Annotated in this window: 21 protein-coding genes; 4 read left to right on the plus strand and 17 right to left on the minus strand. The window is 57.8% G+C overall.

Features of this window, described 5'->3' with window-relative positions:
• Both QP400_RS10165 and QP400_RS10170 read right to left on the minus strand, forming a co-directional pair.
• Positions 1–2,075 (minus strand): Rib/alpha-like domain-containing protein (locus QP400_RS10165; protein WP_285444626.1); only part of this gene is annotated, 2,075 nt, incomplete at its 3' end.
• A 226-nt stretch (positions 2,076–2,301) separates the two neighbouring features.
• Entirely contained in the window at positions 2,302–3,804 is a 1,503-nt protein-coding gene (locus QP400_RS10170) for a CCA tRNA nucleotidyltransferase (RefSeq protein ID WP_004807730.1), read from the minus strand.
• A 109-nt stretch (positions 3,805–3,913) separates the two neighbouring features.
• On the opposite strand from QP400_RS10170, the gene QP400_RS10175 reads away from it, so the two are divergent.
• From QP400_RS10175 to QP400_RS10190, 4 genes are read left to right on the plus strand one after another with little or no spacing between them, the layout of a single operon-like run.
• Positions 3,914–6,523, plus strand: coding sequence for a lysylphosphatidylglycerol synthase transmembrane domain-containing protein (locus QP400_RS10175; protein WP_048706357.1), 2,610 nt, complete (start codon positions 3,914–3,916; stop codon positions 6,521–6,523).
• Between the two features lie 18 nt (positions 6,524–6,541).
• Positions 6,542–7,378 (plus strand): DsbA family protein, encoded by an 837-nt coding sequence (locus tag QP400_RS10180; RefSeq protein WP_004807733.1) that lies wholly within the window; start codon positions 6,542–6,544, stop codon positions 7,376–7,378.
• A complete protein-coding gene (locus QP400_RS10185) occupies positions 7,375–8,208 on the plus strand; it encodes a cytochrome c biogenesis CcdA family protein (protein WP_004807735.1) in 834 nt (277 codons plus the stop codon). Before QP400_RS10180 ends, QP400_RS10185 begins: the two co-directional genes overlap by 4 nt.
• Positions 8,205–9,014 carry a CPBP family intramembrane glutamic endopeptidase gene (locus QP400_RS10190; RefSeq protein WP_004807737.1) on the plus strand — a complete coding sequence of 270 codons (810 nt, stop codon included), beginning with the start codon at positions 8,205–8,207 and terminating at the stop codon, positions 9,012–9,014. The genes QP400_RS10185 and QP400_RS10190 overlap by 4 nt, the downstream gene beginning before the upstream one ends.
• A 40-nt stretch (positions 9,015–9,054) precedes the next feature.
• Here QP400_RS10190 and QP400_RS10195 read toward each other — a convergent pair whose 3' ends face one another.
• From QP400_RS10195 to QP400_RS10265, 15 genes are all read right to left on the minus strand, one after another.
• Positions 9,055–10,851: an alpha/beta-hydrolase family protein gene (locus tag QP400_RS10195; protein WP_239181585.1), complete on the minus strand. Its 1,797-nt coding sequence runs from the start codon at positions 10,849–10,851 to the stop codon at positions 9,055–9,057.
• A gap of 114 nt (positions 10,852–10,965) precedes the next feature.
• Positions 10,966–11,673, minus strand: a complete 708-nt coding sequence (locus QP400_RS10200) for an LmeA family phospholipid-binding protein (RefSeq protein ID WP_004807740.1) — start codon at positions 11,671–11,673, stop codon at positions 10,966–10,968.
• 16 nt (positions 11,674–11,689) lie between these two features.
• Positions 11,690–12,877 carry an ROK family protein gene (locus QP400_RS10205; RefSeq protein WP_040315396.1) on the minus strand — a complete coding sequence of 396 codons (1,188 nt, stop codon included), beginning with the start codon at positions 12,875–12,877 and terminating at the stop codon, positions 11,690–11,692.
• Between the two features lie 91 nt (positions 12,878–12,968).
• Positions 12,969–13,265 carry a ferredoxin family protein gene (locus QP400_RS10210; protein WP_004807744.1) on the minus strand — a complete coding sequence of 99 codons (297 nt, stop codon included), beginning with the start codon at positions 13,263–13,265 and terminating at the stop codon, positions 12,969–12,971.
• A complete protein-coding gene (locus QP400_RS10215) occupies positions 13,266–14,564 on the minus strand; it encodes an FAD-dependent oxidoreductase (RefSeq protein WP_004807746.1) in 1,299 nt (432 codons plus the stop codon). It abuts the gene before it with no gap.
• A gap of 4 nt (positions 14,565–14,568) precedes the next feature.
• On the minus strand, positions 14,569–15,435 hold the full coding sequence (locus tag QP400_RS10220) for an electron transfer flavoprotein subunit alpha/FixB family protein (protein WP_004807748.1): 867 nt from the start codon (positions 15,433–15,435) through the stop codon (positions 14,569–14,571).
• Between the two features lie 19 nt (positions 15,436–15,454).
• Positions 15,455–16,213 (minus strand): electron transfer flavoprotein subunit beta/FixA family protein, encoded by a 759-nt coding sequence (locus QP400_RS10225; protein WP_004807751.1) that lies wholly within the window; start codon positions 16,211–16,213, stop codon positions 15,455–15,457.
• A 210-nt stretch (positions 16,214–16,423) separates the two neighbouring features.
• On the minus strand, positions 16,424–17,053 hold the full coding sequence (locus tag QP400_RS10230; RefSeq protein WP_231288203.1) for an MBL fold metallo-hydrolase: 630 nt from the start codon (positions 17,051–17,053) through the stop codon (positions 16,424–16,426).
• Positions 17,053–18,372, minus strand: a complete 1,320-nt coding sequence (locus QP400_RS10235) for an MFS transporter (protein WP_004807755.1) — start codon at positions 18,370–18,372, stop codon at positions 17,053–17,055. Before QP400_RS10235 ends, QP400_RS10230 begins: the two co-directional genes overlap by 1 nt.
• A gap of 35 nt (positions 18,373–18,407) precedes the next feature.
• Positions 18,408–19,283, minus strand: a complete 876-nt coding sequence (locus QP400_RS10240; RefSeq protein WP_004807757.1) for a MaoC/PaaZ C-terminal domain-containing protein — start codon at positions 19,281–19,283, stop codon at positions 18,408–18,410.
• A 14-nt stretch (positions 19,284–19,297) separates the two neighbouring features.
• Complete coding sequence (locus tag QP400_RS10245; protein ID WP_004807758.1) at positions 19,298–20,833, minus strand: AMP-binding protein; 1,536 nt, start codon at positions 20,831–20,833, stop codon at positions 19,298–19,300.
• 33 nt (positions 20,834–20,866) lie between these two features.
• The gene (gene caiB, locus QP400_RS10250; protein WP_004807760.1) at positions 20,867–22,078 is read right to left on the minus strand and encodes an L-carnitine CoA-transferase; all 1,212 of its coding nucleotides are present in this window, start codon (positions 22,076–22,078) and stop codon (positions 20,867–20,869) included.
• 10 nt (positions 22,079–22,088) lie between these two features.
• Complete coding sequence (gene caiA, locus QP400_RS10255; RefSeq protein ID WP_101485870.1) at positions 22,089–23,222, minus strand: crotonobetainyl-CoA dehydrogenase; 1,134 nt, start codon at positions 23,220–23,222, stop codon at positions 22,089–22,091.
• A gap of 11 nt (positions 23,223–23,233) precedes the next feature.
• Positions 23,234–24,202 (minus strand): alpha/beta hydrolase fold domain-containing protein, encoded by a 969-nt coding sequence (locus QP400_RS10260; RefSeq protein WP_101485869.1) that lies wholly within the window; start codon positions 24,200–24,202, stop codon positions 23,234–23,236.
• Positions 24,187–25,536 (minus strand): MFS transporter, encoded by a 1,350-nt coding sequence (locus QP400_RS10265; RefSeq protein ID WP_101485868.1) that lies wholly within the window; start codon positions 25,534–25,536, stop codon positions 24,187–24,189. Before QP400_RS10265 ends, QP400_RS10260 begins: the two co-directional genes overlap by 16 nt.
• Between the last annotated feature and the right edge of the window lie 473 nt (positions 25,537–26,009).

Genomic DNA, 26,009 nt, shown 5'->3' on the forward strand with positions numbered 1-26,009 from the left:
TTATACTCACCCGGCTCAACATCAGCACCCGGCTTAGCACTAATAGAACCATCAGCATTAACCGTCGCCCACTCAGGAACACCCTCACCAGGAGCAAACTTAGACCCCTCCGGCAACGCATTCCCATCAGCATCCTTAGGAGCCGCAACAGAAACCGACTCCCCAGCCTTCACCGAAACATCCTCATACTTCGGATCAACCGAATCAGCAACAGGCTTATCAGCCGCACCAACCTTAACCGGAACCTCAACAGTGTCAGTAGACCCATCCGGATAAGTCACCACAACCGGAACCTTATACTCACCCGGCTCAACATCAGCACCCGGCTTAGCACTAATAGAACCATCAGCATTAACCGTCGCCCACTCAGGCGCTGCCGTCATCCCTTCTGGCAGCTCCTCGGCCGTAGGAGAGGCAAAAGTGGTCCCTTCATGTAACGGATTGCCCGCCTTAGTCAACGGAACCGCAACCGTACCACTATCCCCGGCTTCGACCTCGATCTTCTTGTACTGCGGATCCGGAGTCGCAGCGAAGTTATCTGCCGCGAGCGCCGTAGTAGTATCGCCCTTCGGATAGATCGTAGCGGTGTAAATCTGTGCCTGATCCAAATCGTCGGGAACAGTGAAGGGGCAGGACTCAATCTTGCCCACACTGGAAGATGTCACAGTGCACTTGCCGACCTGCTTACCAGTCGAATCAGTCCAAATAACGTCATAATCCTGCTCCGGGTTGAACCCAGAAGCTTCAGTGTTTGCAGTATCGCCCGGTGTTGCCAGCTTGTCCGTGGAATCATATTCCACAACGTCAAACTTACGGTTCTCCAGTTTCAGCGCAAAGTCCATATCGATTACGCCACTGATCGCATTAGAGGAAGCAAGCAGCGTATTTCGGCCAGCGTCCTGGAACATGTTGGTCTGCATCGTATCCATGGACCCGCCAACGCCCTCGGGAATCTCGGGAGACACATACATGTACTTGGTATTGACATGCTTAGAACCAAAGTTGCCCTTCGCCCAAGAACCCTTGTCTGCAGGAGCCAAATCGCCATAGGTTCCGCCGTTGGAAATACCCTTATAGCTGTAGCTGTCCCCCCAAAGCCCCTGGAACTGAATCTGGTAGGAGCCATCGGCCTTGGTCAAAGCGTACGCCGTTTCAGCAATGGCGGACTTGCCCGGATTTTCTTCCTCGTACTGCGCCATGATCTGCTTTTGCGCGTCACGGAACTGATCCTGGGTTGCTCCCTTGTTTGCAGCCAGCCACTTATCGAATCTGCGGGCTACCTCGTCCTGCACATATGACGCACGAACCTTCATTCCCTCCATAGGCTTATCGCCCATACCAGTATTTAGCCGGGGAACATCGCCGTCCTCACCATAAACGTTTCGCTGATCCCACCACACACGGCCAAGCACGTCGCCACCAGTCTTGGTGGGAGTCAAGTTAGTCTGCTTGTCCTCGGGCAGGTGCATCACATCGTTTTGAGGCCGCTCTTGGAAAGACACGTTGTAATCAACAGCGCTCTGCCGGGCCAACCGCCAAGTTGCGTGCACACGCTGCACGCTGTTGTGGAATGTTTGGAAGCCCTCCGAGAAGGACGCCATGTACTTCGAATCGTCCGGATTGTCAGACCAGACTCGCAACTTCTGGGTCGAGTTAGCCTTCCACTTGTGCTTGTTACCTAAAGAATCGGTCCAATCAGGCAGCTCAATAGAGTACTTTCCGTCCTCTGCGGAAGTAGCCGTATATATAGGAGAGACAGTCTTAGCAGAATCGTCATCCATCCACTGCACGTACACGTTCACTCCTGGCAGAGGAGTGTCAGCATCGTTATAAGCCGACCAGGTCTGCTTGCTATCGGCCAAACCGCGCGCCCCCGACCGGTCAAGGAATACCTGGCCGGAAACAGTATGGGCAGCCTGATACTGCCCGGGCGATGAGATCGGGGTATTTTCAGCAAAGGCAACCGGATTTACCACCGGAGACATAAAAAGCCCACCCGCGGTAAGAGCAACAGCACCAAGACCTGCCGCTAACGGACGGGGAGTAAAAATCAACGGGTTGCGCTTTAGACTCATGAGTCCTCCTGCCTAGAAGAACCGTGCGCCCCGACCATCGTTGGCGGGAAAAATACGCGACGGTATGCACTCATAAAGCCTAGCAAGTAGCAATGTCATTCACATAGGACTGTGAGCCGCATCACCATCAATTGCGCAACTAAATTATCGCAGGTGAGGTAACGAAAAGCGCCATATAAAGCCCGCCCCCAACAGGCGAGGGCGGCCCCTAAAGTTCCTACAACAACTACTGCTGCTCTTTCCACCAAGCCAGCAGCCGCTCTTTTGCCACCTCTTCATCAAGCGGACCAGCATCCATACGCAACTGCAGCAAGTACTTATAAGCTTTTCCTACCTGCGGACCAGGACCAATCCCCAAAATCTGCATAATCTGCTTGCCGTCCAAATCCGGGCGGATAGAATCCAGCTCTTCCTGCTTAGCAAGCTCGCTGATACGACGCTCCAGATCGTCATAAGCATGCGACAAATACGCCGCCTTCCGCTTATTGCGCGTAGTGCAATCCGCCCTGGTAAGACGGTGCAACCGCTCCAAGAGCGGCCCCGCATCTGCCGCGTACCGACGCACCGCCGAATCGGTCCACGCCTGCTCCCCATACCCATGGAAACGCAGGTGCAGCTCTACCAGCCGACACACCTTTTTCGTAGTGTCCTTGTCGAACTTCAACGCCCGCATCCGCTTGCGCGTGAGCTTAGCTCCCACGATCTCGTGATGATGGAACGAGACCGTCCCATTAGATTCAAACCGCCGCGTATCCGGCTTACCCACGTCATGCATAATCGCGGCAAAACGCAGAATAAAATCAGGCGCCGGCACAGCCCCGTCCGGGCCGGTCTCCATAGACATCGCCTGATCGAGCACAGTCAACGTATGTTCATAAACATCCTTGTGACGCTTATGCTCGTCAACCGTCTGCCGCAACCTGGAAAACTCGGGCAACACAATATCTGCCACCCCGGTATGCGTCATCAACTCAAGCCCAGCCCGAGGGCGCTTACCCACCATGAGTCGGACCAGCTCGGCCTGGATTCGCTCAGCAGACACAATCGACAGCCGCTCCGCCTGCTCCCCCATGGCACGCATGACATCCTCGGCCACGTCAAAACCTAACTGCGAAGCGAAACGCGCCGCCCTCATAATGCGGAGCGGATCATCGTCAAAGGACTGCTCAGCAGAAACCGGGGTACGCAGGGTGCCCGCCAACAAATCCGCAAGCCCCCCAAGCGGGTCGACCAACGTCATGTCGGGAAGACGAATCCCCATAGCGTTCACCGTAAAGTCGCGCCGCGTCAGATCGCCCTCTAAAGAATCACCGTACGCAACCTGCGGCTTCCTAGAGCCCACCTCGTACTCGTCAGTGCGGTAGGTCGTAATCTCGACAACCGTGTCGCCAATACGACCGCCGATAGTGCCAAAAGCGCGCCCCACATCCCACGTGTTAGCGCCAGCTTTACGCAACAGCGCCTCCGTCTGCTCGGGATGGGCAGAGGTAGTCAAATCAAAATCATGAGGGCGAAGACCCAAAAAAGCATCCCTGACCGGGCCGCCCACAAGCGCGATCTCTTCGCCGGCGTCGACGAAGACCTGCGCCACCGCAAAAACTTCCCTAGGCACGAGCGCTAATGCTGCGTGCGCGTTCTTCATTGCAACCTGCGCTGCCGCTGCCATTCCTACTTCGGCAACGTCGGGCAAACGGACAGCATCAGCGATCGGCTCAGGAATATTCTGCATACGACAACCCTAATCGAAACGGGCAACTAATAGACAAACAGATACGCAAGATCACCTGAATTCCGCTTCGCGGTGGGTAAAATATGGCCTTTCCACTAACATGTTTCCTATGGGAAAAGCCGGCACCACAAACACATGGACTACCACTCTGCCGTGGGTCCGCTCGGTGCCGCCTAAGAAAACGGCGGCCCAAGAAGGCGCTCCCACCACCTTGATTGACTCCCTTGCCAGGCGCGTACACCGTCCTGACGACTTGGTACAGCTGGTGTTCATTGCTCTATTAGCAGCGTCGCTGGTGCTAATTTCCATGGTGGGAACCGAAACTTCGGTGGCCATCACTTCAGACGTGCAGCACGCCGCCTCCCGCCTACAAGAGATCGTCTATTTTCCCCTTCGCATCGTAGAGAACGCGCTAGTACTGGCAATTCCCGTGGCGGTGTTAGGGATGCTGGCATTCAAAGAACTGTGGCGTCTGATTCTAGAGGCCGTACTGGTGGCCATCGTTTCCGGCCTGGCCGCCTGGGGCGTCACCGAAGCCCTAGCGCTACTACCTAAGCACCTGCTGACCGCCTTCGCTATTACCGAGGGCGGCAGCACCGTGATCGCCCTGAACGTCCCCATTGCCGCCCTCGTCGGCATGATCACCTGTGCTGGGGAACGCTCCCGCGAGCGCGTCATAGCCCTATCCTGGACAGGCATCTGGATCACCCTGTTCATCGCTCTGATTCAGAACCGGTCTACCCTGTCTGCAGCACTTCTTTCCGTTGCCGTAGGGCGCATCGTGGGACTCTTGGGCCGTTACGCCGTAGGGGTAGTTGACCGGCGCGCAAAGGGTGCGGAACTAGTTGGAGCCATCCGGTCTGCTGGGCTTCACCCGAAACTCATCAGGCGCCTCGGCACCCCGGCCGGAGGAGCGCCGCAAGTCCTGCAAATTTCCACAGTGGCCTCTAGGCGGGGCCACCTGGTACTGCAAACGAAGCGGGTAGGAGACGCAGAAGTGGTACCCGACAAGGCCGCCTGGCCCTCCGGGATCGATTCGCGCCACTACGTGATGGAAGACGTTTCCGGAAAACGTTACGAAATCACCGTCCTAGATTCGAACCGCAACTATTTGGGGTGGATTGAGCGCACATGGGACAGCTTGCGCCTGCGCGGCCTGTCCGGATCCAACCCCGCCACCCTTCGCGGTTCCCTAGAACGCGCCACGATGATGGCCTCTGCCGCCACCGCTGCGGGAGTGCACTCGCCCCGCCTTGTCCAGGTAGGCAAGAGTGGGGAAAGCGCGCTCATGATTTATGAGGAGACGCCGGACGCTCGCCCTCTGGCAACGCGCAATGCCGACCCGCGCGAAAAGGGCGGTTCCTCCGCTATGGCGCAGGGTGCCTCCCTTACTGAAGAGGGCGCCCGCTCCCTTTGGCGGCAGCTGCGCCGCGCCCACGCTGCCGGCCTGGCACACCGCAACATCACCCCCGATGCCATAGCCATCACCCCCAACTCGGATCCGGCGATCATGCACTGGGAGGCCGGCGAGATCGCCGCCTCGGAACTAAATCAGCGCGTTGACCTTTTCCAAATGCTGGTAGTCCAAATATTCACGTTGGGGTGGCAGCGCGCCCTCGACATCGCTAAAGAAGAACTGGGGTCAGAAGTGCTGCGGCAGATCGTGCCGGTGACCCAACGCATCGCTCTGCCGTCGGTAACTTCGAGGCTGGCGGGCAAACACAAGCTACTAGGCCCGCTACGCGAAGAGCTGCTGGGCGAACAACCCGAGAAGACCGACGTGCAGATGGTCGAGCTTACCCGCTTCAACTGGAAGCGGACCGTCTTCGCCGCGATCGGCGTGGGGGCACTGGTAGTAGTGGCAGGCAGCCTGAACATTGAGGAGCTCAAGACCGCCATCACCGGCGCCAAGCCCGGATGGATCATCGTGGCCACCGCCTTTGCTTTTGCCTCCTACGTTGGCGCCGCCCTCAACCTGAAATATTTGACCCCGGAAAAACTGCCGGTATTGGAGACTACCCTGGTGCAAGTTGCAGCCTCCGTGGTGGCACTGGTCGCACCCTCCGGGGTGGGGCCCGCAGCCCTAAACCTGCGCTACCTGCAAAAGAAGGGCGTAGCCCCATCGCTCGGGGTTGCCACGGTAGCCCTGGTGCAGGCCGCCCAGTTCGTGTTCACCGTTGCCGCCCTGGCGATCGTCATCGTGATCACTGGCCAGGACGGTTCGGTCCGCATTCCCGGCCGCACACTATTCCTGGTACTGGTAGGCATTGCCGCCGTAGTAGTGGTCATCGCCGAAATTGGACCACTGCGCAAACGCATCATGGCTTGGCTAAAGCCTTGGCTGTCAGAAGTGTGGCCTCGCATCGTCTGGGCCATGGCCGATCCTAAACGAATCGCCCTGTCCGCCCTCGCCGTGCTGCTGCAGACCGCCTGCTATGTGGGCACATTCGGGGCGTGCCTGATGGCATTCGGCCACCGCCTGCCCATCCCGCAGCTGACCGTTACGTTCCTAACCGCGAACACCCTCGGTTCAGTAATCCCCACCCCCGGCGGTCTAGGCCCGGTAGAAGCAGCCCTCACAGGCGGGCTACAAGTTGCCGGCATTCCGGGAGCCATCGCCCTGTCCACGGCCATGCTCTACCGCCTTCTCACATACTGGCTACGTGTACCTTTCGGGTGGGTAGCGCTAAAGTATTTGCAGCGAAAGAACACCATCTAGCCTGCTGAAAGGGAACAGATGACTGACAAGGCGAGCGAGCGCCGCAACCCCGTCGTGGTGCTACTTGCGGCAGCAATTTGCGTGACTGTGGCCATCATTGCCGGGCTAATCATTTACAACGCCACCAAGAGCAAAGACCACGAGGCTGCACCCACCCAGCAGACCAGCGAGCAGACCGAAACCGAGGTCGCCCTCCCGACCGACCCGCAAGGGCTCCTGGATGTGGGCGCCCGCGAACAGCCTGCCGAAAAAGTTGCGAACGAAAAACAGCGCAAAGCTATGCTGGCCGAAGCCCGCCGCGACCCGCAGGATGGGCGCGCCCTCGGCAAAGCGGATGCGCCGGTAGTTATGGTCGAATTCGGCGACTTCTCCTGCCCGATGTGCGAACGCGCTCAGGAAGAAAGCATTTCGAAGCTGACCCCGCTCATTGACGCGGGAGTTTTGCGGGTGGAATGGAAAGACATGGCCTTCTTCGGCCAGTACCATTCCGAATACGCCGCTGCTGGCGGACTAGCAGCCGCAAACCGCGGTAAGTTCTGGCCCTTCCACGACGCCGCCTACAAATTGAGTGCGGATGGCGACCACCCCGATTGGAACGAATACCTGCTCCGCCAGACGGCACAAAAAGCGGGCATCGAAGATGTTGACGAATTTATCGAAGAGGCGGGCTCTGACGAACTTGCCTCACAGGTAGACCAGCAAACCGATCATGCTTCTACCGACCTGGGCCTGCAAGGTACTCCCATGTTCTTCATCAATGACCGATTCATCAGCGGCGCTCAGGATCCGCAGCTATTCCTTGCCACTATCCGAGCCGCCTACAAAGATGCCACAGGACGGACAAACATCAAGTGAGCGTCACACTACTAAGCGCATACCTGGGCGGACTGGTTACCCTTCTGGCCCCCTGCTCTGCCACTCTAATTCCCGCGTTCTTCGCTTACGCTTTCAGTTCCAAGGGCCAAATTGCGAGGTCGACGCTCGTGTTCTTCGCGGGCCTTTTGGTAGCGCTTTTGCCGCTTGGGGCCGCAGCGGGTGCCCTGTCTAGTGTGCTGATGCAGTACCGACACACGATAGCGGTTGTTACTGGTGTCATCATTATTGTGATGGGCGTTTGGACTGGGCTGGCTTTGCCGTTCCCGCATCTGCGGCTACCGGGGAGCACGCGGCGCGCGACTCGGCGGGGCGGCGGGGTTTCTGCCCTAGCTATTGGCCTGTTGGGATTGAGCTACGGGTTGGCTGGCGCCGGTTGCACCGGCCCCATCCTGGGTGCTGTTTTGGCGCTTGCGGTTACTGCCGGTTCGACCACGTTGGGTGTGGCCACCATGTTTTCTTACGCGCTTGGCATGTTTACCCCGATCGCGGCGCTTTCGCTCGGGTGGAATTCGCTCAGCCAGCACAAGCGCAATTGGTTGCGGCCACGCCCGGTGAAGTTCTTGGGGAGGCAAACCACTTGGGGTTCGCTGATTGGCGGGGCGCTGTTCGTCATCTTGGGGATCCTCCTTATTGGCAGTGGCGGAATTGCTGGTTTCGCGATCTTGGGCACCAGCGAACAGGCCCACCTAGAAAACGCTCTTTTGCAGGCGGGAAAGGCAGTACCTAACTGGTTGTTCCTTCTGCTTATAGTGCTGCTGGCCGCCCTGGTGTTCGTCCTCGTGAAAGGCGGAAGGAACAAGCGTAAATGAGGTATTTGCACTGGCGGTCTAACCTGCCTACGGTTGGCTGGCTCGCGGCAACTTTCGCGGGAGCATTCCTGCTACGCGAGGTAGCCGTCGTGGTATTCACCCTGCCCATCGAGGCGGTTGGGTTCCCCAGATCGCTACTGCGCCCTTCCACCACCGTGTTGGAACTGGTGATTCCACTAGCCATAGTGTCCTTCTTTACTTTGGCGGTTGCCCGCAAGCTAGACCATGGCATGGACGTGCTGATAGAGCCGTCATTGCAGGCCACCCGCGAGCGCGCTGCTCGTCGGCCGGTGGATCCGTGGGAGGACGAAGAGTACTCGAACGCGCGCGCCTTTTCAGAGCTATCCCTTACCCCAGACCCGGTCACCTATCCGCCTAGGCGCAGTATTCCGGTGCTGATTCGCGCGGGAGCTATGGCCCAGTTCTTCCTAATTGCCGTTATTGCGATCCGCAATATCACCGTCTACGAGGTGACGGAGGAATCCACGGCAGCGCTGCTGAGCGGCGGTGTGGGCGTGCTGGCGGTAGCAGTGGCCGAGGAGTTGCTCTTTCGCGGCACCCTTTTGATGACTAGCCGCGACCTGTTTCGGCGCGAGTGGCAGGCTGTGGTCCTGTCGTTGGTGCTGTTTGCTATCTGGCAGTTCGGCATGATCCCCCTGGGCACCGACTGGACTATGGCAGTCCTGATTGCTGCCCGCTCAATCGTGACCGGTTTTGGTTTCTACTGTGTGCGCGTCATGACCGGGCACCTGTGGCCCGCGATCATTGCGCACACGCTCTGGGGTTTCTTCGTTTTCGTCCTGTGAACTGGCCCGCGCCCACCGGCCTCGCCTAGACACCTAACGGCTAGTTGGCGCGCAGGGCATCCAAGATTTGCTTGTCAGTGGCGCCGCCTTGACCTATGGCGCGGCCGACAGAGCCTTCCTGGGTAAGTGGGGAGGTAGTAGCCCCAATTGCCCCTGGCAACCCCAGGAGTGAGCGCCAGTACGCCAAGTATTCGCCTTGGTAGTTGTGGCCGTGCCCCGGTTCGGTTTCTATTGCCAACGGCAGTTCTGCGGAAAGCTGCGTGAAGGTGACAAACCAGTGCCACCGCAGGTGCGAATCCACGTCGTGGCCGGCGTCTTCGCGCATCCAGTCCGGTTCCGCGGTCCAGATCGGAAGCTCCCAGCGGGTGACCGGGTCGGAAGCGTGCTGGGCGTAGATAGTGCGCGGGTAAGACCACCTGCCAAGCTCGCGGCCATAAATGTCGGTGGCAAGTTCTCCATGAGAAGTGACCACCCTAATGTGGCGGCCGTTGTCTATTACGGGGGCGATTTGAGGGCTGCCATGGGTGCGCGCCCTCTCTAGATTCACCCGCTCCGGCGTGAAGGCCGGAGTTCCCGCCCATAGCTGCCCGCTCACTAGGGAAACCAGATGGCGCCCGTGGGCAGTCTTTGACAGTTCGGTGAGGGCGGCCAGCCCAGAGTAGGCGCCCAAAGATTCTCCCGACAGGTACACCTTCGGGCGCTTATCCTTGGGCAGGGTGGATACTTTCTCGAGTACCGCGCGCACGAGCGTGGTCCCCGCCCTCTTCACTTCGTCTTTGTTGGCCAGGATCTGCACCCACGAAGGGTTGTATGAATACTGCATCGCGGCGGTGGCGCAGTTGCCGCCAGTGACGTATTCGAAGGCGCCCGGATTCCAGCTATTCACCCAGCCGGTGCCGGTCGTGGTGATGACGGCCAGCACGGGACGCTCAAAGGCGCCGGTGCGTTCCAGCTCGGCTACTACGGCACGGGCCGTTTCTGCCACGTTTTTGTGTTGCGCCACCGAGGCGTAGGCGCGAATTGGCTGCGTGGCGGGAAGCTTCGTCAGCTTGCTTATTTCACTTTTCGAGGGCGTGTGTGCGACGTAGGCGCGCCCTTCCTTTCCCAGCAGGTTCCAGTCCTCATTGGAGGTGACTGACCCCGACACCAGTTCCGAGGTGGGCCGGGAAGCGTTGGGGTAGGTCTGTTTGTTTAGTTCCGCCGCCTGTTTTGAGGCCCATCCCAGTCCACCGCGAATCACCCCGCCGTATAGGACAAGTGCAACCACGGTAATGACCAGCACCCACCCGGCCAGGCGCGCGAGCGGCAACGGCAGCCGGGACCCAAAGCTCTTGATTAGCTTCACGGTTAGCTGGTGTACCAGGCTGATGAGCTGCAAAATGCCCCACGCCAGGGCTGCTCCCAGGGCAAGTTCCAGCAGGTAGATTATGACGCTCGGTTTTTCCATACCGGTCAAAGACGCCGTTTTTATTGCTGCCCGATAGTTCATCACAAAACCCCAGGTAGCCAGCGCTAATAGACCTGCGGAGACGATCCAGGCGAGCAGTCTGAGGACGCGTTTTTCTACCACTACTTGCAGCGCCAGCGCCCTGGCTATCCAGTAAACAATGGAGCCCAGCAAGGCCCCGAAACCGTATCCGAAAGCAGAACAAATCCCAATTGCGACGGACTGGGCCCAGGGTGGTTTCACGAGTAACAGGGGGGCCGTAACTACGAGCGCCACATTCACGGCAGCAATTAGCCCGACCACCGAAGCGGGCAACAAACGTGCATAGTCGCCGAACGCCAACTGACGCACGGACTGCCGCTCAGGATGCGGACCAAAAGAAACGAGCACGCTTTTCCCCAAAATCCCGTATTTACTCTGCCAATACCAGGATAAAGGTTTTTCATCCACACTCGCTTCTACCCACACCACCACCCGTCGTCCTAGCTGCGAGGGCGCCAGTAACTACTGCAAGTGAAAATCTGAAAGCTGCCCCGACAATTGCACGCCGCCCTTGACCGGTCGGATCGAATCAATCGTGGTTCCCGCCGGCAAATCCGTCAGCGGCAGCGGACCCAGCGTAGTCTCCTTATCCCCGCCCAATTGCCCGGAATAGCCCCAAAGATTCATGTCTACGCCGTGCACAACAAATTCAATCTGCGGCTTATTGTCGCTGGTGGGCTCTGCGGCGCGGATGGTTAGCTTCCCAGTAACCTGCACTCCCATAACCTTGCTAGTCAGACGGATCTGTTCGCCGTCAGTGTGCACCTGGGCGGGGATGTCCTTTGCCTGCAACACCTTCTGTATTTGTTCGTCCGGCAGCAAGAAAACATAGCTGGCGTGACGTACCTGCGTTTCAGGTTTATACGCCAACCCCTGCGCCTGCACCTTCAGATCGCGCAAACTAATAGTCGTGCGCTCGTCCCCGGAAAGGATGGGCACTTTCACTTCGCTGGCGGTAAGAGTCGCGTCCTCGACACGCGTGCGCACCAGGTTTTGCAAAGCCGGAAGATCGTGGATTTTCACTTTCGGGTCAACCGCCCCGTAGTCCTGCAGTTTCGAGGCCCCAACGCTCTGCGCAAAATACACGGCTCCCCGGTCGGCACCTATGGCCAGCACCGCAACCAGCACTAGCAGTCCCAACAGGGCCTTCCACGTCGAATTCTTGGCCATAACAAACCCTTTCGGACTACTGGGAGGCTTTTTCTACCAAACGTCTGATCCAATAATCGATCGCAACCGCACCCGCGCCCGCAGCCCAATTAGCGTAGCCACCCTTGCGAACGTGCACGCGAATCGGGTCAATGTTTGGCCCCAGAAATTCGGCAAGTTCCTTTTCGAATTCCATTTCGGGCCATTCGGCAATAGCCGCCAACGTCCCACAGATCACCACGTCAGACACCATTGCTACTGACGAAACGACCGTTACCGCCTTGTGGAGGGCATGTTCAAAACCGCACAGGATCTGGGTAAGTGCCGGATCCTTGGCAAGCAGTTTTTCGCGCAGCAGCGCAATGAACTCTTCAGTATTCAGATCCTTCTGCGCCAGATCGGGTTGCGCCCACGCCACTCGTGACCGCAGCGACTGTACCGTCAACGCGGTAGAGACGCAGCCGCGATGCCCCAGCGTGCAGATGCCAGACCCACCGGACAGGGGCATGTGCGCGATGCGCTGGTGCCCGCCATCGTCACTGGAAAGCAATTTGCCAGAACGAACCAGAGCGTGCCGTACCGTAGCCCCGGTAGTCAGCACAGCAAAGTCATCTACTTTCCGCCCAATGCCAAACCACAGTTCCCCCTGCGAAAGCGCATCCGAATCATTCGAATACCACAGCGGGAACAGGCGCGGTTCAACGTACTGGGAGAGGTCAATCTGTTCCAACCCCAGCGAGGGCGCCGAAGTAACGTAGCCGTCCCGATCGACAATGCCGTCGAGGGCGACCACCGCCGCCTCAATGGTTTCGTTAGCCCCAGCCGCCTCGGCAGAGCTAAGCAATTCGTCAACCACCTTGCCGATTGCCTGCGGCGTAGACATGTCAGCGTGCTCGGCGTGACTGTAGCGGGTGCGCCCGGTTGAATCCACGAGCGCGACCGTGGCGCCGCCCTCGTAAAGAAGAACGCCCGCGAACAAGATGCCTGCACGGACTCGCATATTGGTTACCGGCCGGCCCAAAGTCTTCGAAGCTCGGTCTTCGCCCCGATCCAGCTCCGGCTTAGACTTGGCCTCTTCAGCTATGCCCAAATAGATCAGCTGCTTAGCGATACGTGTCAGGGAAGCGGGGGAAAGCCCAAGAGCCTTGGCAAGTTCCAAGCGCCCCAGCGGACCACGACGCACAATCTCGTGGGCAACTAGGATTGCTGACTTATCGACTGCCACTTGCTCCCCACTTTCTGGCACCACAGTGCCCTAGCCACATAAAAAGCTACCCATCCCCATTAAAGGAGCCGGGTCTAGTCTATCGACTTAGTTAGCCTTCGCGGAACATGATCCCCATAGAGGACTGCGGGTAATGCCAGGTCAAAGCGCCAGGAGCAGCTACCGCGCGACAGGTGCCACATTCGAGGCAGGCCGCGTATTCGACCTCAATGTCTCCGTTTTCCGCTTCGGAGTACACATGCGCAGGGCAAATGCGAACCAGCAGCTTGCCAGTGCCCGTGGCCTTCGCAATCTCCTGATTTACCTCAATGTGCGGGTTACCTTCGTCTACTTCGTACACGTTCCTGGCCAGGCGGTCCGGAACGGTTCCCCCAATGTATTCTTCCATTTACATCGACCTCATACCTTGAACGGCGATCTTGGCTAGCTTGGTTAGTTTCAGCGGCGATTCCTTGAACGCATCCCACGCGACCTTCACCAGGTGCTTGCGCGGGGTGAGGTCGTGGTTGTAAACGCCGTACAGGACGTTCGCCACCAGTTCACCGACCTCGCCGTACATTTCGTCGTTTTCCAGAAATTCTGGCGCGCCTGCGTAAGTCTTCATATCCTTGCCGACAAACATGGATTCGTATTCGGTGATGTAGGCGCTCAGCGCTTCCTTCGAATAGTCCTTCTTGTCGAGGGCGGCGAGCACGGCTCGGGCTGCAGCCTGCGCGCTACCAGCAGCTAGGTCCATGCCGCGAACAGTGAAGCCGGTGTTCAGAGTGAATCCAGCGGCGTCGCCGATAACAATAAGGCCGGGGTGGACCAGGTCGTGCTGCATCTTGGATCCGCCTTCAGCTACCAGGTGGCAGCCGTACTCGAGCAGTTCCCCATCCTTGAGGAACGGCGCGATTGCGGGGTGGGAAAGGAAGTGGTCGTGCAGATCAGAAGAGACCTTGCCCTTCTTCTCGATGTCATCGAGGCGCGCCACAATACCGATGGATACGGATTCCTTGTTGGTGTACATGAATCCGCCACCTGCGACGCCCTCGGTGCAATCGCCCACGATGGCGTAGGCGGCACCCTCGTCCTCGTTCAGGTTGAAGCGTTCGCGAATGCGACCTTCCCCAAGCTGGATGACGGACTTGACGCCCACCGCCAGATTCTCTTTAGGTTCGCGATCGCGCAGCCCCTCGTCCTTGCTAATGAAGGAGTTGACGCCGTCAGCCGCGATAATCACGCGCGCCTTCAGTTCGTCCTCACCTGCGCGGACGCCAATGTAACGCCCATCTTCCTTGACCAAAGAGTCGACCTTGATGCCAGGCATCACGGTCACGCCCGCTTCTTCGCACTGCCGCGAAAGCCACGGATCGAACTTGGCCCGTAGGACGGTCACCGCATTCACAGGTTCGGCTAGACGCCCATCCCAGTAGTCCACGTTGACGAAAGATTCCTTGTTCAAGAAGGAAATGCAGTTACGCGTAATCTTTCGTTCAATCGGGGCTTCTTCAATGAAATTAGGGAAGATTTCCTGCATTACGCGGCAGTAAAAAACACCGCCGGACAGGTTCTTCGAACCCGGTTCTACACCGCGCTCAATCAGCAGGACTTCCTTTTCCTGGCTGGCGAGCAGGTAGGCGCAAACCGCACCCGAAATTCCGCCACCAATGACGATGGCATCAAAGTCGTACTCTTCTTCGGTCATTTATTTATCGAACTGCCTCAGTTAGGGCCGGCAACACTTCGTAGAGGTCGCCGACAATTCCGTAATCTGCCTTTGCGAAAATCGGAGCGTCCTTGTCGGAGTTGATCGCAACAACGAGCTTGGAGCTATCCATACCAGCGGTGTGCTGGATCTGGCCGGAAATGCCGACTGCCAGGTACAGGTCTGGCGAGACGGACTGACCGGACACACCAACGTAGCGGTCGCGGCTTAGCCAGTCGGAGCCTTCAGCAACCGGACGCGAGCAAGCAATTTCTGCGCCGAGCGCGCCTGCCAGATCGCTGGCGAGCTGCAGGTCTTCTTCTGCCTTGAAGCCACGGCCGACGGAGACGATCTTGCGGGCGTCGCCCAGGTTTGCCTGAGCTGCCGAAGATTCTGCCACTGCGGTGACCTTGGCGTCGTAGCCGGAGAAGGCGACCTCTTCAGCTGCGGCATCGCCAGCAGCGTCGGCTCCACCTTCGGCGATGAACACGGCCACGCCGGAGTAGGTGACGGTTTCGGTCGAGATGCCGCCGAAGCGCGACAGCTTCGCCTGGCCAGCCCCGATTTCTAGCGGGGAGGTGAGCAGCGGAGCGTTCAGCTTGGCAGCAACGGCGCCAGCCAGCACCTTTTCGACCGGACGGGAAGCAGCGAGCACAACGTCGCCAGCTTCTGCGGTGATTGCTTCTGCTACTGCGGGAGCTGCAGCTTCTGCGGGGACGCCCTCGGCGAGGGCGACGTTCAGGACCTTGTCCGCGCCCGCAACCTTGACGTCACCCACGGTGACGACGGTGACGGAGCCGGCGGCAGCCTTACCGAGTTCGATCAGCTTTGCGACGTGAGATTCCGCCGCGATAACCCATGCGTTTGCCATTTTTGACTAAATCCTTCCCTTACAGAACGCCCTCGGAGCGCAGTGCTCCAACAAGTTCGGCGACAGCTTCTTCACCGGTGTAGACCTGGTTCTTGCGGTCCTTAGCAGCCGGCTTCTCGGTGCCGGTAACTTCGACCTCGACGGGTGCTGCAGAAACTGCGTCAGCAGCAACAACCTCGACGGGCTTCTTACCTGCAGCCAGAATGTCCTTCATGGAAGGCACCTTCACGGGAGCTGCGTCGGTGGCCACAGAGACAACCACGTTGCCGCTCACGGTCAGGGTGCGAGTGCCGCCGCCAACAGCCTGGACGATTTCGTAACCGCCGTCGGCCGGGGTAATCGAGACGACTTCCTGGAAGCATGGCCAGCCTAGGTAGCCTGCAACCAATGCACTCATGACGCCGACGCCCTCGTCGATGGAGGAGTCACCAGTCAGAACAACTTCAGCCTCTGCCTGCTTGGCCAGTTCGGCCAGGGCGGAAGCAATCTTTGCGCTGTTCCACGAAGTGGTGGCTTCGTCGGAAAGGATTAGGCCACGATCGAGGCCCTTGGACATGGCGTTCTTCTTTGCCATGGACGAAGACAGGTTCTTGCCACCAACAGAGATGCCAACCAGTTCTGCCCCGGCGGCTTCTGCCAGCTTGCGACCGACCTCAACGGCTACGGGATCGTAGTCGGAGACGGCAGCCTTGGCGCGAGACCAATCGACGGACCCATCAGAACGGACGTTAGCGTCCTGGGGGTTTGCCGCATATTTATACGCAACCGCAACAGTCATCTAATATTCCTCCTCCAGGAATAGTGAATACGCATTTGTTTGCTACCCACAATCCAACCGCAGCAGTGTCTATTTTTAATAGGACTTTCTCCCTAAAAATCACAATTTCTTTTTATTTCTTTGTGGAAATATTAGAAATAGTTTCTGCAGGTGAGAGGCCATTTTTGCACCGTTAATATGGTTTTCTAGAGGAAGATTCGACGCTTTATTTCAGTAGGTAAAAGAGCTTAGGAAGGGATTCAAGCGTTGTTCGACCTCCATGGTCGTGGCGGGACCGTGCCCCGGCAGTACCGAAAGGGCGGGATTAAGCCCTGCCAGCCGCTTGCAAGTCTGCCGCATCGCGGCCGCGTCTCCCCGCACAAAATCGGTTCTTCCTACAGAGCCCGCAAATAGCGTATCACCAGTAAATATGATGCTATTTTCGGTATCCAACAGACAGATAGAACCGGGGGTGTGCCCCGGCGTTGACAACACCTGCAAAGTGGCATCGCCCCACTGGATCACTTCGCCCTCGCGAAGACCGGTGCATGGAACATCAACCTTGTAGAAAGTGCCGTCGTCGTCGGATCCTGACAGGTGCGGATCAGCCACCCCGGCAACGTCGTCCTCGCCGACCATTACCGGTATAGAATAGGCCTCTACCAGCTCGTTTATTGCGCTGATGTGGTCTGAGTGGCAGTGCGTAACCACAATGCCGACCGGATTCCTCCCCTGCAACTTATGTAGAAGCAGATTTGCGTTATCGCCCGGATCAATAATTAGCGTTTCATTTTCACTAATTAAGAAATAGCAATTAGTTTCGTAAGAACTTACAACATGCTTTTCAATGCGGTACATCATTACCTTCTCTCGACGGAGCTGGCTGCCGCCAGAGTGAGCCCCTTTGTTTCGGGGGCAAACAGTATCGACACTAGGGCCCCAAGCGCGGATATGCCGGCGCCCATCAGCATAACGGCCTCAATGCCCCGGGTACTGATAAGTCCCGGAAGCAAATAGATCGAAAAGACCGTGCCGATTCGAGAGAAAGCCATTGCCACTCCCATGGCAGACGCGCGCACTTGGGTTGGGAACAGTTCGTTTGGATAGAGCCATTGCAGGTTTCCGGGGCCACCGGAACAGATCGCATAGATACCAAAGCAAGCAATGACGACGGCAATAGGCGCACCCTTATACCAACCCAACACGGCCATAGCAGCTGTCATCAGCAAAAACGAATAGATAATTAGGGGGCGCCGGCCCAGCCATTCAGCAAGGAACATCGCGGGGATCGTACCCAGCAAGAAGAAGGTTCCCACTATCGATTCGCCAATCAGGATGCCCCTGCCAGAATCGAATCCGAAGGCTCCCATGATCTGGGGACCGTAGGTGTAGATGGCAAACATTGGGATTGCCTGACACAGCCAGATAAAGCCCACGAAAAGGATGCGTTTTAGATACACGCCCTTGAAAATTTCGCCAAAGCGGGTGCGCTCGGAGGGTTCCTCCTCGAGTACCACCCAATGGTCGAAAATGTCGTGCAGAATCTGATCGGCTTCCTCTTTGCGCCCCTTCGAGTACAGCCACCTGGGCGATTCTGGGATCGACCAGCGGCCTACCAAAATGATTATGCACGGAATTAGCGAGGACGCCAGTGCCCACCGCCATCCGTTACGCCATTCAAGCACCAGGTATCCGACCAGGTAAGACACGTTTGCGCCCACGTACCACACGGCCGCAATAAAGCCCATCGATATTGCTCGATACCGCCGTGGGGTGAACTCGGCAATCATTGAGGTGGCTATCGGGTAATCCGCTCCGATCGCAACTCCGATCAGGAAGCGTACGGCGATCAGTTGGATCGCATCGTGCACAAATAAGTTCCCAATCGAAAGGGCGGCAATTGCTAGTACGTCGATGACGAACATTTTGCGACGCCCCAGTTTATCGGTCGCCCACCCGCCAAGGATGGCCCCGACAAACAGACCGGCCAGGGCGATCGTCCCGATCGCCCCGACCTGCGAGTCTGTTAGATGCAAGTCGGGCACCATCTTCACCATAGCGATGCCGACGACGCCGAGGACGTACCCCTCTAGAAAGGGGCCGCCCGACGAGAAGAGGGTGACACGCCGCAAGAAGGGAGTAACTCCCAGATCATCCAGTAATACTGCCTCTTTCGCCATGCGTGTCCCCCTCTTTAGTCGTGACTAATTTGGATTTACCGGTATTCGATGATGCCCCAGTTCAGGTGCGGTTTCGCGCCTGTCTTTTCGAAATCTTCGTCAACTAGGCGGAAGCGCAGCTCGCCCTCGCCCACCTTCCACAGCTGGGTCTTCAGGACGGTGCCAGGGTGGACCGGAGAGGTGATACGGGTCTTGAAACGAGTAATGCGCTCGGGCTCGCCCGGCACAAACTGGTTGATGGCGTGGCGCATGACGACGCCCGCGTAAGAAATAGCGTGCAGAATCGGACGGGGCTCACCGTTCTTGGCGGCGTAATCCCAGTCGATGTGCTGCGGGTGGTAGTCCCCGGACAGGCGGTAGATTAGCGCCTGGTTCTCTGGAATGCGCTCGCTAATTTCGTAATCGGGTTCGCGATCGGGCATGTCCACCAGATCCTTCGGAGGCTTGGGGCCACCCCAGCCGCCGTCATAAATCAGGCAGTCCCAGGATTCGTTGGTGAACAGCAGGTTGCCATCCGAATCGTAGGTGTCGCCAATGTGCTGTGCTAGCAGCCCGCGGCCTTCGCCACGGTCGTACAGGCCCTCAAGCTTCACCTTGGTCTCTAGGTGATCGGACATCTTGGTGATGGGCTGGTGGAACTTGATGTCAAAGCCCCAGTGCAGCGACCCTGCGTAGTTGTAGCCGTAGTCGATCGTACGAGTGACTTCGCTGTCTACGATCAGCATTGCGCCGAACATGGGCAGCACCTTCAGTTGCGGGTTCTGCGGATCCTTTTCGTTGATGTATTCGAGGCCGTCTTTGCCGTCGATACCCGCACCGCACCCAAGGGCGAACAGTTCCAGATCACGGAACGTGTAGTCGCGAGTGAAGGGACCAAATGTTTGCCCGACCATATCAGTGTTAATAGCCATGGCATTCCTTTCTTTTAGTTACTTGGCACCAATAGATGCTTCAGGAGTTTTCCGTAGGCTCCACGCGGCAAAGCCTTGCGGAACTCGATTACGGAAGGAACTTTGAACGAGGCCAGATTGGCCGCCGCATAGGCCGAAATTTCGGCCTCGGTAATGTTCGACCCGGGAGTCAGTACAAGTACCGCTTTCACGGCCTGGTCGCGCACCGGATCGGGCACTCCCACTACTGCCGCTTCTGCAATTCCCGGCATTTCTTCGAGAATGTTTTCCACTTCGGTAGTGGAAATGTTTTCGCCACCGCGCTTGATCAGATCGATGTGGCGGTCAGCAAAATAGAACCACCCATCCTGGTCGCAGGAACCAAAATCACCCGTGTGATACCAGCCGTCCTGGTCAATCGCCGCAGCGGTTGCTTCCGGATCCTTCCAGTAGCCGGCCATCAGCGAATAACCCTTCCGGCCCCGCACCAGAATTTCCCCGCATTCGCCAGGAGGAACATCTTCGCCCTCGGCATCGACAATGCGCACCTGGTAGCCCGGGCCTACTCGCCCAATCGAAGGCCACTTGCGCGGTCCGTACGGGTAGTCGGTTATGACCCCCACCAGTGATTCGGTAGAACCGTAGTTGTTCAGCAGCGTCACGCCGAAGCGCTCCTCAAAAGCGGCCTTTTCCTTCCTAGATATAGGGAGGAAATAGTGCACCTGGCGGACCCGATGATCGCGTTCGCCCTCGGCAACCGGTTGGCGCATCATAGTGCGCACCATCATCGCCATCGACTGCACCAAAGTCGCATCATTTCGGCGCACCTGGTTCCAAAAACGCGTAGCCGAATAGCGGGATGCCAAAATCAGGGTTGCTCCCACCGTCAGCACTGGCAGCAGAGCAGAAAGTTGGAAATTCACGTGCGAAGCGCACATGGAAGTCATGTAGCGGTCTTCGTGATTCATGGCCAGCTGCCAGTTCACGTACAGACCCGAGAAGATCATGTTGGCGTTAGTGAGCATTACTCCCTTAGGCGTGGAGGTAGTCCCCGAAGTGAACATAATTTCCACGACATCCGCACTTACCGGTTCGTGCTCACTAGCCAGTTCCTCCGACTGCGCATCCCGCAAGGCCTCATATCCCGAGGGCGAACCGTCAACTACCAGCACGTCCTCGATCAATTCGTCCATGCCCGGCATCTGGTAGAGGGACGGCTGAGTAAGCAGAAGGGAAACGTCGCACGCCTTCATAATGTAGGCGCACTCTGCGGTGGTGTAGGAGGAATTCAGGGGCACGTAGATCGCCCCTATCTTGGCGAGGCCCACCAGGGCCTCCAGACATTCGGGGGAGTTGGTTAGCTGGACAGCTACCCGATCCCCCCGGCGGACCCCCCTTTCAAGGAACAGATTGGCCGCCTTGTTGGAGAGGCGATGGAACTGGGCGTAGGTGTATACCCGCCGCACGTCCGCGTCGCAGTCCTCAAAAATTAGGAAGACCTGCTCCGGATGTGTTTGTGCCTGGTATTCCACAAGGCTACGCACCGTAGTTCCATCGCCAGTTTGAAACATTATTTCACCTGCGCGGGAGACCCCGCACTCTCCTTACTCGGCAAACTTGAGCTTGCCAGATTCCTTGAATTCATTGATCTTTTCTTCGCTGAAACCAGCCCGTTCAAGCAGGTAACGAGTGTCTTCGCCCAGCTTCGGCATGGGACGCCACTGCCTGCCCGGGTTGTTCTTGAACTTCGGGAAGACGCCGATGCCCTTGATCTTCTGGCCATCTTCGTTTTCCCATTCGGTGAAGACGCCACGCTGGTACATGTGCTCTTCCTTGACAACCTCTTCGAACTCGTTGACAACTTGCGCCGCAATCTTGTGGGCGGTGAAGTCGCGCTCCACGTCCTTCTTGTACTGCGTCTTCAGGTATTCGGTCAGCTTCTGCTGGATCAGGTCGGCCTTAGGCCCGTTCAGCCACAGAGCCGAGGTGTCCTCTGGGTAGTCCTCAGTGCCCCACAACTCGCCCAGGCCGATGGTTTCGAGCAGGTACTTATTCTGCGGTACGCCGTAGACGCACAGCCCGATGTAGCCGTCCTTGCATTCCCATTCGCCGATGGCGCACAGGTTCTGGTGGCGGTTACCCGGACGCGGCCAAACAATGCCCTCGTTCATGTAGTCCATCAGGTAGTAGGACCCGATGCGCATCATGGTTTCGTACATTGCCAGGTCGATGCTTTCGCCCTGGCCGGTAGCGCGCGCCTTGTGTAGTGCGGCTAGCGAGGACGAAACAACCATTAGCGAGTTGAAGTAGTCCACCGAGTAGGGGGCAATGTTCATCGGCTGTTCCTGAGTGCCGTTCTGGGCGATGATGCCCGCGTAGGCGGCAACGGTCAGGTCGTAGGCAGCCGAGTTGACCCGCTCCGGATCGCCGTCCTGGCCGAAGCCGGAGACGTGCACGATTACCAGGTCGGGGTTGACCTCCCACAGCACCTCATCGGTGATGCCCTTGCGTGCCCACACCGGGCCCTTGGACGATTCGATGAAGATGTCCGCGTCCTTGACGAGGCCGAGCAGCGCTTCCTTGCCTTCGTCGCTGAACGGGTGGATGGAGATAGAGCGCATGTTGCGGCGTTCCATTTCCTTTACCCACTTGGTGTCGCGCATGGAGTCGCCCGACCAGATGTTTTCCATCCAGGTCACGTCGGCGCCCCATTCGGCCATCAGGCCGGCGGCGGTCGGAGCAGCGATTTCTACAGCCGAGAAGATGACTTTGACGTCATCTAGAGGGCCAAATGATGGTTTTTCAGTTGGCAACATGGCTGGCTCCTTAGCGGTACTCGCGCAGTGCTGCGCGGCCAGCGGTCAGGATCATCATTTCGTCGGTGCCACCGGAGACGCGGTCTACGCGCAGGTCGCGGTAGAAACGCTGGACGCGGTGTTCGCCGGTGATGCCGACGCCTGCCAGCACCTGCAGAGCCGAGTCGACGACCTCGAAGGAGGCGTGCGAGCAGTAGTACTTAGCCATGGAGCAATCGCCGCGGCCCAGCAGACCGTTTTCCTGCTTCCAAGCAATTTCGTAAAGCATGTTGCGCATGTTGGTCAGAGCGACCTTCATGTCTGCGAACTTCTGCTGGATTAGCTGGTGACGGGCAATTGCCTGGCCACCCTGGATGCGCTGGTTCGCGTACTTGGCTGCGTCCTCGAAAGCGCAGTAGGCCTGGCCGTAGTTGGTCAGAGCCACCAGGTAACGCTCCAGATCGAAGTCCTTGACGCCACGCATGAAGGCGTTGCCCTCGGTGCCAAACAGGTCTTCTTCTTCCAGCTCTACGTTGTCGAAGTAAACCTCTGCACAGGAGTCCATGCGCAGGCCCAACTTCTGCAGCGGTTCGCGGGTGACGCCTTCCTTGGACATGTCAACGAACCATTCGGTGTAAACCGACATGTCTTCGCTGTTGCGGGCCATGACGACCATGTAGGGGACCTTCATAGCGGAAGTCTGGAAGGTCTTGTGGCCGTTCAGGTACACCTTGCCGTTCTTGCGGGTGTAGGTGGTGCGCATGTCGTCCCACGACGAACCTGCGGACGGCTCGGTCATTGCGTAGTTCAGCATCTGCTTGCCGGAACCGACGAAGGACAGGATGGTTTCCTTCTGCTTCTCGGTGCCTTCACGCAGGACCGTGTCCCAGCCGGGCAGCTGGTACAGGATGTAGGTCGGGCCACCGGCGCGACCTAGAGCTTCGTAAGCAGCGCACAGGGTGGTCCAGTCTGCGCCGAAGCCGTCATATTCTTCCGGCAGCATGATGCGGTCAAAGCCCAGGTCACAGATGGCCTTTACCCATTCTTCGGGGTATTCATGCTTTTCGTCGCATTCGTGGAAGTAGGTCTCCCAGTTGCGGGAATTCATCAGTTCGGTGAACCCGTCAACCATGAGTTGCTGTTCATCAGTGAGCGAAAAATCCATGTTCTTTCTTTCTAGTTGTTGTGTGCGTGCTTGTTGTAAAACTTTGCTGCGGCCTCCATGCACTCCCCTGCCGCGTCAAGCAGGCGGGAGTTATGCAAGAAGCCGTGGATGACACCGGGAACCGGGTCAAATTCGGCTGCAATGCCGGCATTGGTGAGGATCTTGAACAACAGTTCAGAGTTGTCCCGAAGCGGATCCAGATCGGCTGCGGCAATGTAAGAAGGCAGGAAGCCGTCGGCCAGTTCGTTGTTGACGATCTTGAAGAATCGCTGATCTTCAGCCGGTTCCTCGCCCAGGTACTGGCCCCAGTAGTAGTCGATGTCAGCCTCGGTAAGACCGTCCCATTCGCCACCCAGCAGGCGGGCGGAAATGGAATCGTCAAGCCCGAAGTAGCCGTAGAAGAACAGATTCACGCCTAGACCCGAAACGTCCTTTTCGACCTCGCGCAAATGCAGGTACGTGCCGGCAACCAGGTTGGCCCCGCCCGAATCCCCTGCGAAAGAGATCGAGGACGGATCCAAATCCAATTCGGCCCCACGGGCACGCAGATCCTGCACCACAGCCACAATTTCCTCGACAGGCTGCGGGTAGTGCGCCTCCGGGGACAGCGTGTAGTCAACCGAGACTACGGCCGCGCCGGTCAGGCTTGCCAGAGTGCGAGCAATTCGGTTGTGCGTGTTCACCGAACCGACCGTGAAACCGCCGCCGTGCGCGAACACGATGATCGGCAGCACGCCCTCGGCAGGGTAGAAGACAGTAACCGGAACTTCGCCGTACGCAGTAGGCACGCTGTACTGGCGCTGGCTGGCCATTTCGGGGCCGCCTTCGTTCCAGAATGCCCGCTCCGTTTCGTATGCGCTGCGCAGGTCAGATAGAGACTGGTTGGTGTCAAAGGCACCGGAAGCCAGTTCTTTCTGCTTCGCCACTACCTGGCCCGTCTGTTCAGACCAGAGGGCGGGAACGTTCACCTTGTTAGGCATTTACGGCCTTCTTCGACGTTCTCGGCAACGGCCTCGGCGGCCTCCTGCTGTGCGTTTTCTAGCTTCGCCTTGTTGCGCGACACGTAGACCAGCAAGGCCACCGCGAACAGGGCGGCAATAACGGCCGCACCAGCCAGGATCAGGAAGATCCCGTGGTAAGCATCGTTACCCTGGGCGTCGATCATCGCTCCGAACCAGATGGATGAGAAGGAGTCAGGTAGGAAGCCGATGACCGAAAGCAACCCAGTTGCCGTACCGAAGATGGTTAGCGGCACTTTGCCTTCGGTTAGCTGGGAAGAGACGACGCCGAACACGCCGTTTGCCAGGAAACCGAGGACGATCATGATGCCCGCAGCAACAAATGCCGACGCCGGCTTTGCGGGCAGAACGGTGAAGGCAACAAGGCCGGCAACCGCGACCACGGAGCCGCCGACGATAACCTTCGAGGGCGAACCCACCTTTTCGGCGATGGTGCCGAAGATGGGGCCAGACAGGAGGGTGACACCGTAGGTACGCACGATCGACACGAAGGAGACAACGCCAAGAGAGGCGCCCATGACGTCCTTGAAGTACGGGGTCGTGTAGTTGATACCGGTGTAGTAGAAGTAGACGAAGAACATGCAGCCTGCGGCTAGCCACACGACAGGGCTCTTCAGCGCGTCCAGTACTTCGCCGAAGTCGAAGGAGGACTTGGTGGGGTCAATTTCGCCCTCGAACTTCGGGATGAACATGTAGGACAGCACGCCAAGCAGGCCAATGATTACGCCAAGGAAGATGAGCATTGCGCGCACCCCACCGACAGTGTTGCCTGCAAACAGGGATTGGACGATCCACAGGATGACGAGGCCGACTACTAGGCCGGCGGCGCCGTACAGTCCGTAGGAGATGCCGATGTTACGCGAGTATTCGCTTTCTTCCGAGATCAGGCGCACGAGCTTGAAGCGCACGCCCCACCAAATCAGGATGGAGGTGATGCCCATTCCCACGAACACGATGTACAGCACTGCGATGGAGGGCAGGAAGGCGTACACGAAGGTGAGGGCTGCGGTGCCAACAAAACCGACCCAGGACAGGGTGCGTACGCGAACCTTGTCGGCCACGATGCCGGAAGGAAGATAGCAAATAGTTGCGGTGAGGGCGTAAGCCGCCAGTAGCTGCCCGATCTGCGCGTTAGAAGCGTGCAACGCCTTGATTAGCGGATCGTAGAAGACGTTCTTCAAGTAAGCAGGCGTGTAAATAATTGAGCTGCCCATTGAAACGAGCACTAAAAGAAAGATGCGGTGAAGGCGGGACAGATCCTTCACACTCTTCTCTCCTATTACGGACTTAGCCATATTTTTCCTATTCTCTAAAGCTGACCCTAGTGAGCGACTTTGCATCGGGCCTAACCAACAGTTCGGTTATTAAGACCTGATATTCCTCCGCTTGAGTGAAATTCAACCACGAGATTTTTTTGGGCTCTTACCCCTTCGTCCCTACATGCGAAAGATGATGTCAGCCACTGCAAACCCGGTTTGTACTGGGCTTATTTATGAGAGCGAAAGAACGCCGGCGCATTTTTGCTCACCCGCTGTTGCACGGATGTGCAGCCCGTGAGCACGAAAAATAATTTCTACCAAGCGGTAGTTAGTAACATTTACCCGTATAGGTGCGGCATGGAAGTGAAATTCTCGCAGTTTTTTCTATAAAAATCAGGAGTGCACTTTAAAGCTGGTCTAACCGCAGATTGCGCACCTTTCTTTTCGCCCCGGTAATTAGTGAGTCCGTTATTTCCGGCCGCGAAATAAGTAAGGGAGCAAGGCGTGGC

The sequence above is a fragment of the Winkia sp. UMB3158 genome, assembly GCF_030217145.1.
In the GTDB taxonomy this organism is placed as follows: Bacteria; Actinomycetota; Actinomycetes; order Actinomycetales; family Actinomycetaceae; genus Winkia; species Winkia anitrata.

Coding starts and splice junctions, on each gene's coding strand:
- QP400_RS10265 (WP_101485868.1), bottom strand. CDS start 25,536: ATGGCTAAGTCCGTAATAGGAGAGAAGAGTGTGAAGGATCTGTCCCGC.
- QP400_RS10260 (WP_101485869.1), bottom strand. CDS start 24,202: ATGCCTAACAAGGTGAACGTTCCCGCCCTCTGGTCTGAACAGACGGGC.
- QP400_RS10175 (WP_048706357.1), top strand. CDS start 3,914: ATGGGAAAAGCCGGCACCACAAACACATGGACTACCACTCTGCCGTGG.
- caiB (WP_004807760.1), bottom strand. CDS start 22,078: ATGTTGCCAACTGAAAAACCATCATTTGGCCCTCTAGATGACGTCAAA.
- QP400_RS10225 (WP_004807751.1), bottom strand. CDS start 16,213: ATGACTGTTGCGGTTGCGTATAAATATGCGGCAAACCCCCAGGACGCT.
- QP400_RS10210 (WP_004807744.1), bottom strand. CDS start 13,265: ATGGAAGAATACATTGGGGGAACCGTTCCGGACCGCCTGGCCAGGAAC.
- QP400_RS10180 (WP_004807733.1), top strand. CDS start 6,542: ATGACTGACAAGGCGAGCGAGCGCCGCAACCCCGTCGTGGTGCTACTT.
- QP400_RS10230 (WP_231288203.1), bottom strand. CDS start 17,053: ATGATGTACCGCATTGAAAAGCATGTTGTAAGTTCTTACGAAACTAAT.
- QP400_RS10245 (WP_004807758.1), bottom strand. CDS start 20,833: ATGTTTCAAACTGGCGATGGAACTACGGTGCGTAGCCTTGTGGAATAC.
- QP400_RS10220 (WP_004807748.1), bottom strand. CDS start 15,435: ATGGCAAACGCATGGGTTATCGCGGCGGAATCTCACGTCGCAAAGCTG.
- QP400_RS10190 (WP_004807737.1), top strand. CDS start 8,205: ATGAGGTATTTGCACTGGCGGTCTAACCTGCCTACGGTTGGCTGGCTC.
- QP400_RS10240 (WP_004807757.1), bottom strand. CDS start 19,283: ATGGCTATTAACACTGATATGGTCGGGCAAACATTTGGTCCCTTCACT.
- QP400_RS10215 (WP_004807746.1), bottom strand. CDS start 14,564: ATGACCGAAGAAGAGTACGACTTTGATGCCATCGTCATTGGTGGCGGA.
- QP400_RS10170 (WP_004807730.1), bottom strand. CDS start 3,804: ATGCAGAATATTCCTGAGCCGATCGCTGATGCTGTCCGTTTGCCCGAC.
- caiA (WP_101485870.1), bottom strand. CDS start 23,222: ATGGATTTTTCGCTCACTGATGAACAGCAACTCATGGTTGACGGGTTC.
- QP400_RS10235 (WP_004807755.1), bottom strand. CDS start 18,372: ATGGCGAAAGAGGCAGTATTACTGGATGATCTGGGAGTTACTCCCTTC.
- QP400_RS10200 (WP_004807740.1), bottom strand. CDS start 11,673: ATGGCCAAGAATTCGACGTGGAAGGCCCTGTTGGGACTGCTAGTGCTG.